The 20007-nt window shown below is 52.9% G+C and carries 13 protein-coding genes; 5 read left to right on the top strand and 8 right to left on the bottom strand.

Annotated features, from left to right (window positions below; translation table 11 throughout):
• Positions 1-146 precede the first annotated feature (146 nt).
• The 7 genes from BUE76_RS03615 to BUE76_RS03585 all read right to left on the bottom strand — a co-directional run bounded on the left by BUE76_RS03615 (position 147) and on the right by BUE76_RS03585 (position 13204).
• Positions 147-2621 (bottom strand): cellulase family glycosylhydrolase, encoded by a 2475-nt coding sequence (locus BUE76_RS03615; protein ID WP_073046931.1) that lies wholly within the window; start codon positions 2619-2621, stop codon positions 147-149.
• A 202-nt stretch (positions 2622-2823) separates the two neighbouring features.
• Positions 2824-3882 carry a SusE domain-containing protein gene (locus BUE76_RS03610; RefSeq protein WP_073046935.1) on the bottom strand — a complete coding sequence of 353 codons (1059 nt, stop codon included), beginning with the start codon at positions 3880-3882 and terminating at the stop codon, positions 2824-2826.
• A 27-nt stretch (positions 3883-3909) separates the two neighbouring features.
• Positions 3910-5496 carry a RagB/SusD family nutrient uptake outer membrane protein gene (locus tag BUE76_RS03605; protein ID WP_073046938.1) on the bottom strand — a complete coding sequence of 529 codons (1587 nt, stop codon included), beginning with the start codon at positions 5494-5496 and terminating at the stop codon, positions 3910-3912.
• A gap of 21 nt (positions 5497-5517) precedes the next feature.
• The gene (locus BUE76_RS03600; protein WP_073047034.1) at positions 5518-8481 is read right to left on the bottom strand and encodes a SusC/RagA family TonB-linked outer membrane protein; all 2964 of its coding nucleotides are present in this window, start codon (positions 8479-8481) and stop codon (positions 5518-5520) included.
• Positions 8482-8634: 153 nt separating this feature from the next.
• Entirely contained in the window at positions 8635-9348 is a 714-nt protein-coding gene (locus BUE76_RS03595) for an NUDIX hydrolase (RefSeq protein WP_073046942.1), read from the bottom strand.
• A gap of 265 nt (positions 9349-9613) precedes the next feature.
• Positions 9614-10969 carry an alpha-amylase domain-containing protein gene (locus BUE76_RS03590; RefSeq protein WP_073046944.1) on the bottom strand — a complete coding sequence of 452 codons (1356 nt, stop codon included), beginning with the start codon at positions 10967-10969 and terminating at the stop codon, positions 9614-9616.
• Positions 10970-11065: 96 nt separating this feature from the next.
• Positions 11066-13204, bottom strand: coding sequence for a glycoside hydrolase family 97 protein (locus tag BUE76_RS03585; protein WP_143157436.1), 2139 nt, complete (start codon positions 13202-13204; stop codon positions 11066-11068).
• A gap of 223 nt (positions 13205-13427) precedes the next feature.
• On the opposite strand from BUE76_RS03585, the gene BUE76_RS03580 reads away from it, so the two are divergent.
• The 5 genes from BUE76_RS03580 to BUE76_RS03560 all read left to right on the top strand — a co-directional run bounded on the left by BUE76_RS03580 (position 13428) and on the right by BUE76_RS03560 (position 18729).
• Positions 13428-13880: a DUF5362 family protein gene (locus BUE76_RS03580; protein ID WP_073046950.1), complete on the top strand. Its 453-nt coding sequence runs from the start codon at positions 13428-13430 to the stop codon at positions 13878-13880.
• 93 nt (positions 13881-13973) lie between these two features.
• Complete coding sequence (gene ligA / locus BUE76_RS03575; protein WP_073046952.1) at positions 13974-16061, top strand: NAD-dependent DNA ligase LigA; 2088 nt, start codon at positions 13974-13976, stop codon at positions 16059-16061.
• 241 nt (positions 16062-16302) lie between these two features.
• The gene (locus BUE76_RS03570) at positions 16303-16863 is read left to right on the top strand and encodes an NUMOD4 domain-containing protein (RefSeq protein ID WP_073046955.1); all 561 of its coding nucleotides are present in this window, start codon (positions 16303-16305) and stop codon (positions 16861-16863) included.
• A gap of 205 nt (positions 16864-17068) precedes the next feature.
• On the top strand, positions 17069-17743 hold the full coding sequence (locus tag BUE76_RS03565; protein ID WP_073046958.1) for a DUF2461 domain-containing protein: 675 nt from the start codon (positions 17069-17071) through the stop codon (positions 17741-17743).
• A 152-nt stretch (positions 17744-17895) separates the two neighbouring features.
• Positions 17896-18729: an oxidoreductase gene (locus BUE76_RS03560; protein WP_073046961.1), complete on the top strand. Its 834-nt coding sequence runs from the start codon at positions 17896-17898 to the stop codon at positions 18727-18729.
• Between the two features lie 238 nt (positions 18730-18967).
• On the opposite strand, the gene BUE76_RS03555 is transcribed toward BUE76_RS03560, so the two are convergent.
• Entirely contained in the window at positions 18968-19978 is a 1011-nt protein-coding gene (locus tag BUE76_RS03555; RefSeq protein WP_073047037.1) for an aspartate-semialdehyde dehydrogenase, read from the bottom strand.
• Positions 19979-20007 lie beyond the last annotated feature (29 nt).

Below are 20007 nucleotides of genomic sequence, written 5' to 3'. Positions count from 1 at the left end.
GACAAGTACAACATCCTTACTGCTGCAAGGTTTGGAGTCTATTTCAGGAATTTATCAACAATAAGCGAAATAAGGAGCTTGACATGCCTTTAGCTGATTGTTTTAAAAAAATCAAAACCCCGGTTAGTTACCGGGGTTAGATCTCATTACTCTAAAATTATAGTTTGCAAAAGCAGCGCACCAGGATTGGCAGAAGTACTGCCTTCCAGCCATACCTGTAGGAAGTCGAACTGAGTAGTGTTGAGTTCCAAACCAGGCTGTGCCGTAAAGCGTAAAGGCTGGAAGCCGGGATAAGGGCGGGGCAACAGCAACCTGGAACCTGCTTTGAATGCTGCTAGAGGAATTTTATAATGGGCATCAGTCCCCAGGCTGAGGGTATAAGTATGAGCAAGTCCCTGCCGGGTTACCAGGGCAAGGTTCAGTTTTGTTCCGGGTGTACCGGTTGCATTTACCAGCATATGGGTGTAAGCGCTGCCGAAAGCATCGCCTGTTTCCATCTGCCAACCCAGGTATGGCCCCTTTTCCGGTGCCGTGCTGGCCAGGCTTTGCCATAGGTAAGGATATTGCTCCCGCACTTCGGTACCCACTTTATGCTTTTGCCAGTTGGTGGTAAAAATGCTTGGCTGGGTTTCGGCGCCCGCATCAAAAAGCACCCACTGGCTGGCAGCAGGTAACAAAGCCGTTTGCCAGCTTTCCGATGCAGGTGCGTCCCAACGGAAAGGATCACCTTTGGCATCGCCGGGAAAAACATGCACCTGCCCCCTGCCATCCCGGGCCATGATGCGGTAGCGCAACACGCCAGCCACCTGCAACTCGGCAGGAAACGCAATTTCAAATCCAAAACCGCCTGATTTCCTTGCAGACACAGTACGCCAACCGGCAGTGCTGTGGTTCAGTTCGGCCCAAAGGCTGTCTGTACCCGCGGCTTCCAGGTGTAGCTTAAAGCCTTTTGCACCTGCCCTTTGTAGCGACTGGTGCAGCAACAATACCGAATCGGCACCCAGGGGCAACACCGGGTATTCCAGTTTTTGCGCACCCACAACACCAACTTCACCGCCCAAGTAGTACACACCAGGCTTTACATGCCAGGCAGCACCGCCCTGTGCAGGCACTTCGCTGCCATCTGCTCCAAACAGCCTGCCTTGGGTACCAACGCCCGGCAGCAGCAGTTGCAGGCTACGGCTATTTGCCAGCAGCCTGCGTACCGTGCGTGCAGGTGCAGCTTTGCCAAAGGGATCGGCCACCTGCAACACGTCGGGCAGGATTTCTATACGCCAGCGCCCCTCCCCCACTTTATCCAGGAAATAGGCGCCTGTACCATCGTACCGCACCACCGGTGAAGCGCCTACACCGGCAATATGCTTCAGGGCAGCAGGCTGAACGGGTTGGGAGGCGGTATTGTTGGTATAAAAAAATGCGGTATCGGTATTCCACTCGCTCAGGTCCTGGCTGTAGGAAACCCGGAAACCACCAAAAACAGAATCTGCGGGATAGGTACCATAGCTCTTACCACGGGGAAGCAGGTGAAAAGCCTTGCCGGCAATCATCAGCCCAATGGCTTTTCCGGGTGTATAGGCCAGGTTGAGGTAATGCGTTTGGTACTCCGTATTGGCATGTGCGGTATACAGCGGGTCGTAGGCAAACTGGGTAGCCCACTGGAAACCTGCCGTGCGGAATGACCGGGCCATAGCAGGGTACATATAGCTGCCAATCACATCGCCGGCATCAAACTCGTACACCATGCAGGCACGGTTGCGGAAGGCAGGAATGGTATCGATAAAGGGAATATGGTAACGGTCCACATTGGGCAGGAAGTTGCCTTGCAGGGTATGGTTGGCCACCAGCCCTGTTGGATACCACTGGAAACTGTGCCCATCCACTTTAGCAGCGGCAACGGCATCGGCATAAGCCGGCGATTCGGAGATATTGTAAAAAACAGGCTTGGTCCATCCGGTGCTACGTACGGCGGCAGCCATCCGGTTGATATAATCCGTCACCGCGGGCTTGGGTCCGCTGTGGTGGGGTTCGTTATTGATTTCCATGGCAATCACATCGGGGTCGTTGCCATAGGTGGTTTTGGTATAGGAGTTTACGTGGCGGAAGAACTGTTTCAAGTAAGTTTCCTGGGCAGCAATGGCCTGTGGCGTTACCAGCACCTGGCGTTTGTTGTATTTGCTGGAAAAAGAACCGGTGTTCTGGTCCGGCTCGGGGTAGCCGTTGCCCCAGAATGCCAGTGGCGTGATCAGGATCTTGATGCCCCGCTCTTTCAGCCGCATCAGCAGGTAATCAAAAAGGCGGAGGTGTTCGTTTTGCAACAGGTTGCCGGCGCTATCCGTGATCTCGGTATCCCACACATGTACCCGGAATGCATCAAAGCCCAGGCGGGACATATGCGCCACATCGGCATCAATGGCTTTTTCGGGATCAACACCCAAAGCTTTGTGCGAGCGATATCCATAGGCAAAGGGAACGGTGTAGTTAACGCCAAAAAAGGCGGCTTCTTTTTTTGTTCCGGTCCAGCGCAGCACGCCGGAAGGGTCTACATAAACGGGGTTCGTATTTTTTTGGGCAAAACCAACAGCGGCAAAGAGCAGGGCCGCCCAGCACAGGAGTCCTTTCATGGGTGCAAGATAAAGGTGAGGCAAGGAATGAGTGATGAATGATGAGTGATGAGTAGGTACCAACTGGTACAGCACCAATTCATTACCCTAAAAATATTTCAGTACTATCATGTGTACCACTCATTATTCATCACTCATCACTCATCAAACGAAAGCCGCCCCTGAAAAGGGGCGGCGACTTACGATTGATTGCCAATGAAAATTAGTTCTTCTTAATTACGTACACCCAGTTGCCACCAATCATGATGTCGAGGGTGATGGTATAGTTGCCGGCAGCGGCAATGGCGATATTGTCGCCACCCAGTTCGGGCTTGCCGTCTACGCCAGGGTTTTTGTTATCACCCAGGTTCACTACCCAATCGTCGTTGGCACGAAACTTCAGTTCGCCGGCGTTCAGGTTGGTGGTGATGGTGTAGGTTTTGGAAGCTGCGTTCCAGGTCAGGTCCTGGTCCGAGTTCCAGCCACCAGCCGTTGCCGAACCGATGATCCCCCAACCGTTGATGCGGTCGCTGGTCCAGGTGCGGGCCGTGGTGTTGGCTCGGATCAGGTAGATACCAGGAGCAGGCAGCTGCAGGTTGTTGCCGCCATTGGTGAGCAGGCCGGCACCGGCACTACCAAAATCACCAGCGCTCCAGTCGTTGCCCTTTACAAACTTGAATTCGGGGGCAGGTGTACCGGTGCTGAAGTCAACAAAACCTGCGTAGTTGCCATCGTTGGCCAGTGATACAATCTGGGGACCCGTTGCAGGCGCCCAGCCCTGGAAATTACCTGCCAGGTTGATAGCAGCAGGAAAGCCATACTGCACCAGTACGCGGTAAGGCGTAATGTTCAGCTTCAGTGTGTTGGACACGATGCCGGAAGCATCGGCCTTCAAACGCACATCCACATCGGAAGCTACTCCGGAAGCCACGATCTTGTTCAGCTCGACATTCAGCTCAGCTACGGTAAAGCCTTTTTTCAGGGCACTTTTGGTTACACCCACTTCGGTTGTAGAAGCGCCTGCGAAATTGGTACCGGAACGGGCGATCTGGAGCACGTACTGGATAGCGTCGCTATAACCATAGTCAACGGCACCCCAGGTAAACTCCAGCGCAGGCTGTGAGGCATTGGCCTGCGCCAGCACCAGTGGTGTAGTGCGGTTGGCAGCCAGCGTGGGCGCCGCACCGCTTTTCAGCACTGCCCTTGTTTCATCTTTCTCGCACGACCACAGCAGCACGCTGGCGGCGGCGAGGATCAGTATTTTGGAAAATAAGGATTTCATGTTCTGCATTTTTTAAGCAATCAGGAATTAATAACCGGTGTTCTGCTTCAGGTTGGGGTTGGCTGTAAGATCGGATGTGGGAATGGGATAGAGCTTGCGGAAGCTTTCCACGCCACGGCCTTCTTTTACGCCCCCTTTAAAGGGCCATAGGTAGCTACCTTCGGTGAAGCGGTTGTAACGGATCAGGTCGGTACGGCGGAAGCCTTCCCAGTACAGTTCGCGGGCACGCTCATCCAGAATAAAGTCCGTGTTGATGGTGCTTACGGTTGGAGCGCCTGCACGGGTGCGCAGGGCATTGATGTACTGAAGGGCAGTGGCCTGGTTGCCGCCGGTGCCGCCACGCAGGGTAGCTTCGGCATAAATCAGGTGCTGCTCGGCCAAACGGAAGATGGGGAAATCCACGCTTACAAAAGTGCCGCCTGCATCGATGCTGGGTGCAATGGCGCCGGTGCGGGTAACGTTGCGGAACTTACGCACGCCATAACCTTCCGATGATTTGCTGATATCATTGATTTCCAAAGTGTTCTTCTGGAACTGGGCACGTTTGTCGGCATTGCCATCGGCATCAGGAAAGAGGTTCACCAGGCTCTTGGTGGTGCGCAGGCCAAACCAGCCACCACTGGGAATACCGAAATCGTTCTTGGCATCCATATTATCCACCACGGCAGCATGCACCAGGAAGGTGGTACCACCATAGCTTTGGGTGCTCAGGCCATCGTAGTTGATGGTGAGGATAAACTCATTGCGGTTCAACTGGTTATCAGCCAGCATAAGGTTGCGGTAGTTGGGCTCCAGTGTAAAACCGGCATCAATCACCTTTTTGGAATAGGTAACGGCGTCGGTATTGCGCTGGGTACCGGTAAACACCTCGGCGTTGAGGTAGTTGCGAGCCAGCAGTGCCCATGCGGCAGCCTTATCGGCACGGCCGTATTCGTTTGTTTTAGGATCCGCCAGCAGGGTTTCCAGCTCTTTCAGTTCTGTTTCCACGTAGGTAAACAGCTCGGCACGGGTTGCCTGCTTAGGCAGTACGCTACCCAAGGCGTCAGCCTCGGTAACAAAAGGCACATTGCCAAACAGGTCCATCAGCACCGAGTACTGGTAGGCACGCAGGAAGCGGGCTTCGTTGCGATACCTGCGGATCTCGTCGGCATCGGCACCCGAAATGCCACGGCTGCTCAGGTTGGCATCCGACGACTGGCGGATGAAATCATTTGCCAGCGTGATCTGGTAAAAACAACGGTAGTACAAGCCCTGCAGGAAGGGGTTGTTGGCACCCCAGTTCATGTTGTGAAAATCGGGCAGGCCTGCATCACCCCAGCCAATTACAGCTTCTTCGGTAGGCAGCTCCTGCGCTTTCCAGTACAGGCGCAGGAAGTCGGAGAAACCTTCATCGATACCCTGGATATCACCGTTGCCGGCAGGCCCCTGGTTGCCGGTGAGGGCAAAAGCGCCATATACTTTGGCAAAAGCCTGCTTGTATCCGGCGGTGTTGGCATAAACCTGCTCCGAAGTGATCTCGTTTTTGGGCAGGCGGTCCAGATCCTTGGTGCAGGAGGTGAAGGCCGAAGCCAACACCGCACTCACCATAGCTATTTTGAAAAACGTATGTTTCATATAATCACAATCAGTTAATAGTTAGAAGTCGAGGTTTACACCCAGTACATAAGTGCGGGGACGGGGGTAGAAATTGTTGTCGATACCACCGCTGATCTCAGGATCCAGCCCTTTGTACTTGGTGATCACAAATGCGTTCATCACCGTAGCGCTCAGGCGCAGGTTGGCGGTACGCAGCACCTTACCCACATTGTAACCCAGGTTGATATTGTCCATCCGCAGGAAGGAAGCGTTCTGGATATAATAGTCGCTCAGCAGCTGGTTTACATTGCCGCCGGTAAAACCAGATTCCAGAATATTCACCGAAGCGTTGTTCAGGATATTGGGCAGTCCACCCACGGTGCTGAACCGGCCCAGGTTGCTGTATAAATTATTATATACATAGTTGCCAAAGTTGGCGCGGGCAATAAAGCCTGCGTTCCACTTGCGGTAGCCCACATTGGAGCTCAAGCCCATAAACACCTGGGGATCGGCCTGCTTGTACTGGTAGCGGTCGCTGTTGTTGATCACACCGTCTTTGTTGCGGTCAACAAAGAGATTCTCGATGGGCTTGCCGGCTTCGTTGTATACCTGCTGGTAGGTGTAAAACGCACCACGGGGATAGTTCACCGAGTTGATCTGGATGGTATTACCGGTACCACCGGCCACACCGCCATACTCGTTACCTACATAGCTGGGGCTGGGCGCCATGGTCAGCTGCGAGATCTCGTTTTTGTTGAGCGTGATGTTGTAGTTCAGGTCCCAGCTCCACTCCTTGGTGCGTACGGGGGTGGTATTCAGGGTAAACTCAATACCCTTGTTGATCATGCTGCCCACGTTGGCAACAATGCGGTTGGAGAAGTTGGTACCGGCCGACTGGCTGATCTCGTTCAACAGGTCGTTGGTTTCGCGGTAGTACACATCCAGGGTACCGCTGATGCGATTGCCCAGGAAGCCGTAATCCAGTCCGGCGTTCCAGGTAGTGGTTTCTTCCCACTTGCGGTTAGCATAGTAGCCACCGGGGCGGTACATATTATAAAAGGTATTACCCAGCTGGTAACGGGCAGTGTTGCCGCTCAGGTTGTAATATGAAATGTAATCGTAGTAGTTGATGCCTTCCTGCTGGCCGGTAACACCATAAGACACCCGGAATTTCAGGTTGCTCAGGGCAGCTACATTACGGAGGAAAGCTTCATCCTTTACGTTCCAGGCCAGGGCCAGCGAAGGGAACACACCCCAGCGGTTGGCTTCGGCAAAACGGGAAGACCCATCACGGCGAACGGTTGCAGTCAACAGGTAGCGGCCTTTATAACCATAGTTCAAACGACCATAGTAAGACAGCAGGGTGTAGCGGGGCTCGTCGGTAGCAAAGATGGGATCCGAGCCGGGGATTTTTTCACCACGGGCATTGAAGTCGGCGTAGTTGTAATACTTGGTCAGGAAGTCCTGGTAAGAATAACCCGCCATTACATCAATTCGGCTATCGATGTTCTTCAGGTCCTTTACATAGTTCAGGTAGGCTTCAAACAGGGTATTTACATAACCACGCTTGTACTCGGTATTCTGACCCTTGCGGTTGTACTGCGCAGCAGCGCTGTCGGGTACGAATACGGTACCGCGGCCTTCCGAAATATCATAACCCAGGTTTACGTTGGCACGCAGCTCGGGCAGGAAGTGAAACTTATAGTCGAACTGGGCATTACCGATGCTACGCTGTACCGTGCTCTTATCATCGCGCTGGTTCAGCAGGCCCACGGGGTTGCGGGGTGCATTGAGGTTGGGCAAACCGCTTCCGGGCAGCAGCCACTCAAAGTAACCACCATAACGCTTGCCACCATTGGTAACAGGCTGGGTAGGGTCAAAGGTCACGGCGTTGCCAATGGCAGCCTGGTCGGCAAACTGGTTGTTGGTAACAGCACCCTTCAGGTTGATGTCCACACGCAGGTGTTCGTCAAAAAACCTGGGGCTCAGGCTCAGCGAACCGGAGGTACGCTTCATGTTGCCGGTTTTCAGCACACCGTCCTGGTTGAGAAAGCCTACCGAAGCACGGTAAGGCATACGGCCCAGCGAACCACGAACGCTCAGGTTATTGTCCTGTGAGAATGCGGTGCGGTAAATCTGGTCCTGCCAGTTGGTGTTGGCGGTACCCAGCAGGGCCTTCTGGTCGGCATTGCCACGGGCATTTACCAGTTCACGAAACTGGTCGGCGTTCAGCACTTCCACACGGCGGGTGTTTTCGGAAGCCGACAGCTGGGTGTTGAACGATACCTGGGGCTTACCCGAAGTACCTTTTTTAGTAGTAATGATGATCACACCGTTGGAAGCGCGGCTACCATAAATGGCAGTGGCCGAAGCGTCCTTCAGTACGTTCATGCTTTCAATGTCGTTGGGGTTGATCAGCGCCAGTGGGTTGGCAGCGCCGTTGATGCCACCTGCGGTGAGGGGCACACCGTCTACCACGATCAGCGGATCGTTGGAGGCGTTCAGGGAAGCACCGCCGCGGATGCGGATGGTAGAACCTGCACCGGGAGCACCCCCATTGCTGGTGATTTGCACACCGGCCACCTTACCGGCAATCAGTTGCTCGGGAGTGGGAATCACGCCTTTCTGGAAATCTTTGGAAGTAACCGTGGTGATGGAACCCGTCAGGTCACGGCGGCGCTGGGTACCATAACCCACCACTACCACCTCGCCGAGGTTGGCAGTTGCGGTCTGGAGGGTAACAGAAACATTGGTTTGTTCGCCAACCGTGAGTTCACGGCGCTCAAAACCTACAGATGAAAATACCAGGGAGGCACCATTGGCGGCCGATATGGTATAGGCGCCATTCTCGTCGGTGGTGGCAGCCGAAGTGCCGTTTACCGAAACAGTAACACCGGCAACACCTTTACCGGTGGCGTCGGTTACACGACCCGTGATGGTACGGGTTTGGGCGAAAACTTGTAAGGAAAGCAGCAATCCAATTGCAGGCAGAACAAGTGCTCGGAACAATCTTCTCTCGTCCATAAAGCAAGCTTTGTTGTTTAAATGCTTGAAAAACAATCAATAATGTGTCTTTAAAACACGTTATTTTTGTGTATTAAGGACACAATTTAAGGTGAAAACAAAATAGGCCGAACAAATCCGGCCTATTTTTTTTATCCAAACTATATTAAAGTATCAGGAATGCAGTACTGGTGCGGGTTTGAGGGCTTTTTTACCATGACGCCCAAAAACTTCCTTTAAGCAATAAACCTTACCCGGGCGGTGGGGCACATCTTCCTCCATTTCGTTGAGGTCGTCGAGCCAGCCTTTAAGCGTGATGCGTTTGCGGAAATTACGCCGGTCGAGCTCAACGCCCAGGATGGCTTCGTACACATCCTGTAGCTCGCGCAGCGAAAACTTTTTGGGCAGCAGGTTGAATACAATGGGATGCTCCAACACCGCTTCCTGCAGGCGCTTGAGGCAGGTGTCGACAATATTTTTATGATCGAAGGCCATGGTGCCAAGTTCACTTACCGGGTGCCAGTGCAGTTCGTTGTCGGTATTGGCCAGTTTATAGGTGTGAATATTGACCAGTGCATAGTAAGCCGTGGTAATTACACGGCCCGAAGGGTGCCGGCCGGTGGCGCCAAAAGTGTATACCTGTTCCAGGTACACGTCGTCGAGGCCGGTGCGTTCCTGCAGCACACGGTAGGAGGCCGCCTCCAGGTCTTCGTCGGGGCGCACCAGGTCGCCCAGCAGGGACCACATGCCTTCAAACTCCTCCAGGTCCGACTTGATGAGCAGCACCTTCAACTGTTTGTCCTCGTAACCAAAAATCACACAGTCTACCGAGATGGCTATATTGAAATATTCAAGGTGGCTGCTTTTTTCGAGCGCCGCATTTTTCATTTGAGCAAGCTTATGATGCATAGAAGTTGCGTAAAAAACGTTCCTGTTTTGGTTCTATTTATGAATCCGCGCTTAAGATAGCACATTTTGCCAACCGGGCTGTTATGGGGATGTGGGTTGCCGGCTAAGAAAACTGCTGGTGTTTAGGAAAGGGGGTTGGGGCTATGTCATGCCGAACTTGTTTAAACATGACATCAAAATAGGTTTCGTCTTTCCTTCTTACTTTATAAAGTTTACCCCAAACCCCAAACAAGAAACCAAAAACCTATTTCGGCGCATATACCGCATAGCTATTGGCCTTGCAGGCAACCGTTACAAAACCGCTGGCATCGGTGGTTATGTCGGGGTTGGCACCGGTATAATCTTTCAGCACCTTGCTGGCCCAGGTGGTTTGCACCTTGCGCTGCACGTCTACCACATCGTTGTTGATATAGGTAACCAGGCCGGGGGTACCGTTTCTACGGAAGATGAACTCGGTGCGACTGCTGTACAGCTTGGTGGTGGTGCCTGCAGCAAACTTTTTACGGATCTGGATCAACTCGTTCAACTTAGACTGGTCCACAACAGTTTCAAAGTCTTTGTAAAACACGAAAGGCGTACCCTCAGCGGTCAGGATAAAGGCGTAAGCTTTCAGCTTGTTTTGCGGGAAGATCTCGTCCACATCGTGGTTGGCCAGGAAGGTATAAGCCTTACTGGGATTAACACCAATCAGCCCTGCGCCGTCGAGTTTAGTAAGATCACTGCCGTTGAGGGCATCCCGTAAGGCATACATCAGCGGAAAATCGAAGGCGCCGCTGCCCGATGCATTCACATAGGCTTTTACCAAATCTAGGTTGCCGTCCCAGTATTCAGCTATGGAGAAACCGCCTAGGGCCGAATTCCACTGCTTCACCACATCGGGGCTGAAGCCTTTTACAAAATCAAAACGCCAGCCGTCAAAGCCCAGGCTGTCCCGGTAGTAGCGGCCCACACTTTCGGGGCTGCCCCAGAACCAGTTTTTCACATAGTCGGAGTGGTGACAGAGATCGGGAAAACCGCCAAATTTATCCTCGTCGTTTGCATGAATGGCATTAGGGTGGAAATGCTCGTAACTGCGGTTGAACTTACCCGACAACGGCCTGAACTTCGTCCAGTTATTACTGTTGGCAATTGGGTTGAATTCCGACTCGCCACCCGAGTTGTGGTTGAGCACAATGTCGGCAATCAACTTGAAACCCTTGGCTTTGGCATTGCTCAAAAGGCTGCGCAATTCAGCATCCGACCCAAAGCGGGTTTCAACAGAGCCCATTTGGTTGTATTTGCCAAAATCGAAATAATCATAAGGATCATAGCCCATCGAGTACTGGCCACTCTGCCCCTTTGAAATAGGCGGAATCCAAAGTGCAGTAAAGCCTGCAGTCTTCCAGGAATCCAGTTTGCCGTTGAGGTGGTCCCACCAGGTACCGCCCGCAGGCACATCCCAGTAAAAAGGCTGGAACATCACCGCGGGGTCAGGCACCGCTGCTTCAATGGCAGGAGGCGGGGTAACAGGTTCGGGTGTTCCGCCGCCGGTGCTGCTTTTTTTGGAGCAGCCCGCAAAGGCGGAGAAAGCAATGAAGGCAAGGGCAATCTTCTTATTCACGATAAAGGTTTTATGAGGTGTTTATCCAGGTTAAGCTTTGCGCCGCTGCGCCTTTGCGTGAAAATTGCTCGCAAAGGCGCTAAGACACAAAGGAGTTTAAAGTTTTTTCAGGCCTTTTACGGCAGCTTTGTCGCTTTCCACGATACTGATGGCATAACCGCCACCAGGTGCGACAAACTGCGAAAGCTTCGACTTATTGGTTACCAGCACTTTCCGGATGGTATAGGCTTGGGGGTTGTTTTTGAAATGCGCAGTGGGCGCATCGGCATAGATGGTGGCTACATAGGTTTTGCCTGCATCCAGGAAATCGAACCCGATGGTGGAAGTACGGCTATCATTGCCGCCTACGCTGCCCACAAACCAGTCGCTTTTACCTTTTGCCTTGCGTGCAACAGTGAGGTAGGCGCCGGGTTCGGCTTCCAGGTACTTGCTGTCGTCCCAATCCACCGCCACATCCTTAATAAACTGGAAGGCATCGGGGAAGCGGTCGTAATGCTCGGGCAGGTCGGCAGCCATTTGCAGGGGGCTGTACAGGGTTACATACAGCGCCAACTGGTTGGCTAAAGTGCTGTTTACCCAAGAGCCGTTGGAGGGATTGAGCTTGCGCAAATCCATTTCAAAAATACCGGGCGTATAATCCATAGGGCCACCCAGCAAACGGGTAAAGGGCAGGATGGCCACGTGGTTGGGCTTGGAGCCGCCAAAGCTCTGGTACTCGGTACCGCGGGCGGCCTCGTTGCCAATGAGGTTGGGCCAGGTGCGGGCAATACCGGTAGGGCGCACAGCCTCGTGGGCATTGACCATGATCTGGTACTGGGCCGCCTTCTCGATGGCGTATTGGTAATGGTTGTTGATCCACTGGCTGTAGTGGTACTCGCCGCGGGGCAGCATATTGCCCACATAACCACTCTTCACCGCATCGTAGCCGTACTGCTTCATGAACTTGTAAGCGGTGTCCATGTGGCGCTCGTAATTGCGTGCCGAGCCGGAGGTTTCGTGGTGCATGATCAGTTTTACGCCCTTGCTCCGGGCATAGTCGCGCAAGCCGGCCACGTCGAAGTCGGGATAAGGAGTAACGAAGTCGAACACATAATCCTTGCTGTTGCCAAACCAGTCTTCCCAGCCCACGTTCCAGCCTTCTACCAGTACGGCATCAAAGCCATGTTTGGCAGCGAAGTCGATGTACTTCTTTACGTTGGCGGTATTGGCACCGTGCTTACCGTTGGGTTTGGCGTTTTTAAAATCCGTTACCCCCAGCTGCACCGAAGGGTACTGGTCGGTATAGGCCCAGGTGCTTTTGCCGGTAATCATCTCCCACCAAACGCCTACATATTTTACCGGTTTGATCCAGCTCACATCCTTGATCTTGCTGGGCTCGTTGAGGTTGTAAATGGTTTTGGAAGCGGCAATGGCGCGGGCATCATTACTCACCAGCACGGTGCGCCAGGGCGTGGTGCAGGGCGCCTGCAGGTAGCCTTTGTCGCCCTTGGCATCGGGGGTAAGCCAGGACTCAAACACCATATGCTTATCATCCAGGTTGAGGTGCATGGCCGGGTAGTTGACCAGGGCCGCCTCGTGGAGGTTGATATACAACCCGTTCGCCGACTTCAGCATCAGGGAAGTTTGCACACCGGTGGGCGAAAAAGGTGTTTGCGAAGCATTGGGCGTGATCGCCTTTTGCATCAGGCCGCGGATCTCCGACAGTTTGGAAGTAGTGTAATCGTACTCCTGCGTGTCGTAGTCGCCGGGAATCCAGAAAGCGGTATGGTCGCCGGCCATGGCAAACTGGGTCTTTTCTTCTTTTACTACGAAATACACCAGCTTGTCTTGCTGCGGAAACTCGTAGCGGAAACCAAGGCCATCATCAAACAGGCGGAAGCGCACCACCATTTTACGGCCGGTGGCAGCCTGGTTGAGGGTTACGGCCAGTTCATTATAATGGTTGCGGATGGTTTTCACCTCGCCCCATACCGGCGCCCAGGTTTCATCGAAAGTGGTTGTTTGCGTAGGGCCAAGGGTGAAGCTCGAAGTAAGATGTTTTCCATCTTTTAATTCCAAACCCAGTTTGCTGGGCAGCACCACAGCCTTGCCCTTATAGCTCAGGGTGTAGGAGGGCACACCGCCCTCGGCAAGACTGAAAGAAAGTTGGAAGTTTTTGTCGGGGGAAAAGAGTTGCTGGGCCGAAACCACCAGGGTAAACAGCCAGAGGCAAGCAAGCAGGGCGAGACGCTTCATGAACCGAATCTTCATTTTTTGTGTACAAAGCACACGTTTATAACGTGTATTAAGGACACAAATTAGGAGAAAATATTAAACCGCCAATAAAGCCTGATGATTTTGGCTACTAGGAAAGCCGCCGAACAAATATACCAGGAAGGTTACCCAGGCTTTTGCCCAATGGTTTGTGCCCCGATTACAGCCTCATTTCCAATATATTTGGTCAACAAACCAAAACAACATGGAACCCCTTAAACCGCAGCAGCCGATTTACCTCAACGATGAAAGCCGTAGTTATCTCCTCGAAACAGCCCGCTGGGGCAGGTTCCTGGCCATTGTTGGTTTTGTAATGCTTGGACTGGGCGTGCTGGCCGCCATCATCATTGGGTTGGTGATGGCCACTCAACTTGCACCTTTTACCAATGCAACGTTTACAGGGTCAATATTGCCGGTGGTGTTTCCTATGGTGTACGCCCTACTGGCTGCTTTGTACTTCTTTCCCTGTCGCAACCTCTACCGTTTCGCCAATAAAACCAAAACCGCGCTGGTGGTTAACGACCAGGAAACCCTGACGCAGGCTTTTGCCAACCTGAAGTCCCTGTTTAAATTCGTGGGCGTACTTACCATGGTGTTGCTGGGCTTTTATGCCCTGTCTTTTGTTTTTGGCGCCTTGATCTTTACAGTTTTCCAGTGATGACACAATCCGACTGAACCAAGGTATGGCTACCCGTAACCGGCGTGCAGATTTCTCTGATCTGCTTTAAAGCAGCGGCCCTAATTTCGCCGCATGACCAGCCAACTACTCCAGATCCAGGAACATACCACGGCCCTATTGAAAGCAGCCCAGCAGGGCGGCATCACCACGGATGATATCAATACCCTCCGCGAGGTGTTGCGTTTTCACGAGTACCGTTATTACGTAATGGCCGACCCGCTGGTTTCCGATTTTGAATACGATACTTTATACAAATCGCTGGAAAAGCTGGAGACCGAGAACCCCGACCTGATCATCCCGAATTCGCCTACCCAGCGGGTAGCCAAGGGCCTTACCAAGGATTTCCCGACGGTGGCCCATCTGGTGCCCATGCTTTCGCTCGACAACTCGTATAACAGCGAGGACCTGCTCGACTTTGACCGGAAAGTGCGTGAAGGCACCGGCCTTTCGGAAATAGAATACTGCGTGGAGCCCAAGTTCGACGGCGCTTCCCTTTCGCTGGTATACGAAGGCGACCGGCTGGTACGTGGCGCCACCCGTGGCGATGGCGTGCAGGGCGACGACATCACCCCCAATGTGCGCCAGATCCGCACCATTCCGCTCACGGCCAATTTTTCCAAATACGGATTGCAGACCGTGGAAATCCGCGGCGAGGTGCTGATCACCAAGCAGAACTTCCGCCTGTTCAACGAAGCCCTTGCCGAGCAGGGCACGCCACCGCTGGCCAACCCGCGCAATGCGGCTGCCGGTTCGCTCCGAATTAAAGACCCGCTGGAAGTACGCCGCCGCAGGCTGGAGGCATTTACCTACCAGATTTCCTATTATACCACCACCGGTGCCGGGGCACAGGAACCCCGCACCCATTCGGAGGCCCTACAAATGCTGTGGGACCAGGGTTTCCGCAGCCCCATGCGCGAACTGAAAGTGCTCAAGGGCATACAGGCGGTGATTGATTACTGCAACGATTTTGAAGCCCACCGCGACGACCTGCCCTACGAGATCGACGGCATGGTGATCAAGGTAAACGAGTTTGCCCTCCACGACCGGCTGGGCATGACCACCCACCACCCGCGTTGGGCCATTGCCTACAAGTTCAAAGCCCGGCAGGCTACCAGCAAACTGCTGCGTGTAGAGTACCAGGTGGGTCGCACCGGCAATATCGGGCCGGTGGCCAAAATAGAACCCGTGAGCATTGGTGGTGTAACAGTGGGTTCCGTATCCTTGTTCAACGAAGACGTGATCCGGGAAAAAGACCTGCGTATTGGCGATACCGTACTGGTGGAAAGGGCAGGTGATGTGATTCCCTACATTGTAAAATCGCTCCACGAGGTACGTAACGGGAGTGAACAACCGATCATTTTTCCTTCGCACTGCCCTGCCTGTGGCGACGAGCTGTACCGCGCCGAGGAAGAAGCCGCCTGGCGTTGCACCAACCTAAACTGCTCGGCGCAAGTACTGGAAAGGCTGATGCATTTTGCCTCCAAAGATGCCATGGACATCCGCGGCCTGGGCGATGCCAATATCAAGAAGTTTTACGAACTGGGCTGGTTGAAAAGCCTGGCCGATGTGTACCGCCTGCCTTTTGAAGAGATCGGCAAGCTGGAAGGGTTTGGTAAAAAATCGATCGACAATTTGCAATCTGCCATAGAAAAATCAAAAGCACAACCCCTGCACCGCCTGCTCTTTGCCCTGGGTATCCGCTTTGTGGGCGAAACCACGGCCAAAACCCTGGCGCATGCGGTGAGCCACTTGCTGGAGTTGCAGCACTTTTCGCAGGAGCAACTGATGACACTGGAAGATATCGGTCCCAAAGTAGCCTCCAGCGTGTTCCAGTTTTTCAGCAACGACGACAATATTGCGCTGATCAAAGAGCTGGAAGGCCTGGGATTGCAGTTGCAAAACGAACAGAAAACACATGCTACCGGCGGCAACCTCGAAGGGCTCACGTTTTTGTTTACCGGCACCCTTGCCAAACTGAAACGCAGCGATGCGGAAGCGATGGTAGAAGCCAATGGTGGTGCCATCGTTTCGGGGGTGAGCAGCAAGCTTTCCTACCTGGTGGTGGGCGAAGATGCGGGCAGCAAACTGGAGAAAGCAAAAAAGATCAATTCGGTGCGCATCATTTCGGAGGACGAGTTCCTCAAAATGGTACAGCCTTAACAGGCAGGCACAAGTGAAAATGGATAGAAAACGCTACAGCAGCGGCCTTCCGGCGAAAAAGGAAGGCCGCTGCTTTTTTTTAATCGCTGTGCTGGCTTAAATTGGCAGTACTGCGGCCAGTATGTCCGCAACTGTTTTCCGCACCCCTGCCGTCACCCTGCTCCTACCCTTTTTAGGCATGAAATTTATACCGTTTCTAAGGCCTGAAAACTGTTTTTCTGTTCAGGTCAAAAACTAAATTATGATCAGGAAAATAAATGGCGAGGTTTGGAAAACGATGAAGTTTAGCGGCAGCACCAGCCTGCGCAACCGGTATGCCGTAAGCAGCCAGGGCCGCATTGCCTCTTTCCGTGAAGAGGTGCTGGAGGATGGCAAACTGCTGAATGGCTCCATTACCACCGGCTACCGTACCCTCAACCTGCACCGCCCCGACAATAAAGGCACCCTGTACATCCACCGTGAAATTGCCAAGCTGTTTTTGCCGAAGCCCTCGCCCAAGCACAAATACGTGATTCATAAAAATCACAACAAGCTGGATAATCATATCAAGAACCTCAAATGGGCCACCCTTGAGGAGATGATTGCCCACCAGCAAAAAAGCCCGGCGAAAATTGCTTACAAAGAGCGACAGGCCAATAGAACTGTGGGGCTCAAACTTACGGCTGCCCAGGTGCGCCGCATCAAGGATATGCTTAGCAGCGATAAGCGCAAACTCACCATCAAGCAGATCGCCGACAAGTACTCCGTAAGCGAAATGACCCTTTACCGCATCAAAAGCGGGGAAAACTGGGGAAGCGTGTAGGTAATTAGCTAATTGAAAAATGTGCTAATGTGCTAACAAGAAAGGTGCATCAACATTTTAGCATTTAAATAATATAAAGTCAAGGTTAGGCTGGTTTGCAGTTTAGTCTTGACTTTTTTGTTGCGCGAAAGCATTGCTTTGGCTGCACTGTAATCATTAGCACATTGGCTAATTAGCTAATGGGCACATTTCCTAATTTGCCCCCATGTTAGAACCCCAAACCCTCCGCTTTCTCCAGCAGCTGGAGCAAAACAATCATAAACCCTGGTTTGACGCACACCGCAAGGATTACGAAGCAGCCCGCATCGACTTCCAGAATTTTATACAACTGGCTATCGACGACCTGCAACGCACCGATGCCAGCATTGCCGGCACACAGGCCCGCGACTGCCTGTTCCGCATCAACCGCGATGTGCGTTTTTCAAAAGATAAATCGCCTTACAAAACAGCAATGGGTGCCAGCATTAAGAGGGGTGGCAAAAAGTCGCCTTTTGCTGGCTATTATTTTCACTTGGAGCCAGGCAAATGCTTTGTGGGCGGCGGTTTGTGGATGCCCGAAGCAGCGCAGTTGAAGGCTACCCGACAGGAAATTGATTACTGCTGGGAGGAGTTCCAGGGATTGCTGGCAGCCGACGATTTCAAAAAGATGTTTGGCGACCTGTACCGCAGCCCCGAAACGGAATTGATTACCACGCCCAAGGGGTATGAAAAAGACCATCCAGCCATCAGCTACCTCAAGTTCAAAAGCTTTATTGCTGAAACACCGGTGAAAGATGAAGAGCTGACCACAGCAGGCCTGCACAAGAAAACGGTAGCCGCATTCAAGGCTTTGCACCCGCTGCTTTGCTTTTTGAACCGCGTGGTGGATGATTTGGGTTAAGCCAGTTACACCCGACAGGTTTTAAAACCTGTCAAGTGTATTTAAAAAACCTATAAGGTCTTCAAGACCTTATAGGTTTAAGATCAGCCAACCATGCTCCCACTTGTTTGTTTCAACACCGAACATTACTCATCCAAAAACTTCAAGCATACATGAATAAAGTTTGGTTTATCACCGGGGCCTCCAGTGGCTTTGGTGCCGAGTTGGCAAAAGCAGCCATTGATCGTGGCGACCAGGTAGTTGCCACCTTCCGCAAGGCGGCACAGGCTAGCGATTTTACCATAGCCCACCAGGGTAAAGGCCTCGGCGTACTGCTGGATGTAACCCAGCCCGCACAAATCGAAGCCGCCGTGCAGCGTGCCCTGCAGCAGTTTGGCCGCATCGACGTGCTGGTGAACAATGCAGGTTATGGCACCATCGGGGCTGTGGAAGAGTTTTCGATGCAGGAAGTCCGCGACCAGTTTGAAACCAATTTCTTTGGCGCCGTAGCCCTTACCAAGGCGGTGCTGCCCCTGATGCGGGAGCAGAAGTCCGGGCATATCCTGGCTATTTCTTCCGCTGCTGGGTTTAAAGCAACCGGTGGTTTTGGTATATACAATGCCAGTAAGTTTGCCCTCGAAGGATTTAATGAAGCCCTGGCGCAGGAAGTAAGTCCCTTCGGCATTAAAGTTACCATTGTGCAGCCTGGTCCCTTCCGCACCCAGTTTGCAGGCAGCTCGGTGAAGCTGGCAGGAACCCGCATGGACGAATACAAGACCACGCCTGTAGCGCAGATGTACCACTATATCAGCCGCATCGACGGCCGCCAGGAAGGCGACCCGGTAAAAGGTGCCCATGCCATCGTTGATTTTGTACACGGCGAAGGCAAAACCCTGCGCTTGCCCCTGGGCAAACATTCCCTCGATGCCATCAAAGCCAAGCTGCGTGCCGTACAGGCCGATTTGGATGCCAATGAGCAGGTGGCGTTGAGTGTGATGTACCAGTAGTTGGAAGACAGGAAAGACGGGAGAGAGAGTAAAGACGGAAAAGTCAGTAAAGTCCGGAAAGACGAGGTTTTTATTTGAACTTTTCCTTCTAAACAGCAACGCAGCAATAAATTGCAAAATCAAAATGCCGGAGTAAAACACTCCGGCATTTTTGTATTTACTCTTTTCTGTCTCTCTCGTCTTTTCTGTCTTTTCCGTCTTTCCGGACTTTACTGTCTTTCCGGACTTCCAACGCTCTCTATCCCAACAATCCCTGCGCTGCCAGGTACTCCGCTATCTGCACGGCATTGGTAGCGGCGCCCTTGCGCAGGTTGTCGCTCACACACCACAGGTTGAGGGTATTGGGATTGCTTTCGTCGCGGCGCAGGCGGCCTACGAATACATCGTCTTTTTCGTGGGCATCCATGGGCATAGGGTAACCTCCGTTGGCAGGATCATCCACCAGGGTTACACCGGGCGAGGTGCGCAGCAGTTCTTTTACTTCAGCGAGGTCGAAGTCCTTTTCAAACTCAATATTGATGCTTTCGCTGTGGCCACCCATTACAGGGATACGAACGGTGGTAGAAGTAACGCGAATGGACTCGTCGCGCATAATTTTCTTGGTCTCGTTCACCATCTTCATTTCCTCCTTGGTGTAGCCGTTGTCGAGGAACACGTCGATCTGGGGAATTACATTCAGGTCGATGGGATATTTGTAGGCCATGGGATACTCGTCCTGTGCGCCGGCAACTGCCTTGGCACGTTCGCCCATCAGCTGGTCAACCGCTTTTTTACCGGTACCGGTAACGCTCTGGTAGGTGCTTACCACGATGCGCTTGATGCCGTATTTTTTATGCAGGGGGTTGAGGGCCACCACCATCTGGATGGTAGAGCAGTTGGGGTTGGCAATGATCTTATCGGTGGCAGTGAGTGCGTCGGCATTCACTTCGGGTACCACCAGGGGTTTGGTGGGGTCCATACGCCATGCCGAGGAGTTGTCTACTACGGTGATACCGGCTTCGGCAAACTTGGGCGCCCACTCCAGCGAAGTGGAGCCGCCGGCCGAAAACAGCGCCAGTGCGGGCTTGGCAGCAATGGCATCTTCCATGCTCACCACCTTGTAAGGCTTGCCTTTGTACAATACTTCTTTACCTACCGAGCGTTCTGAGGCTACGGGCAGCAGTTCGCTTACCGGGAAATTGCGCTCTTCCAGTACCTGAAGCATTTTGGTGCCCACCAGGCCGGTTGCGCCCACAACAGCAACTTTCATTTTTGTTTGGTTCTTTTTTGTTTGGCGAT

Source organism: Cnuella takakiae, from assembly GCF_001953305.1.
Classification (GTDB): Bacteria; Bacteroidota; Bacteroidia; order Chitinophagales; family Chitinophagaceae; genus Flavisolibacter; species Flavisolibacter takakiae.
The sequence above is the reverse complement of the archived record's forward strand: the minus strand, read 5'-3'. Positions and strand labels throughout refer to the sequence as shown.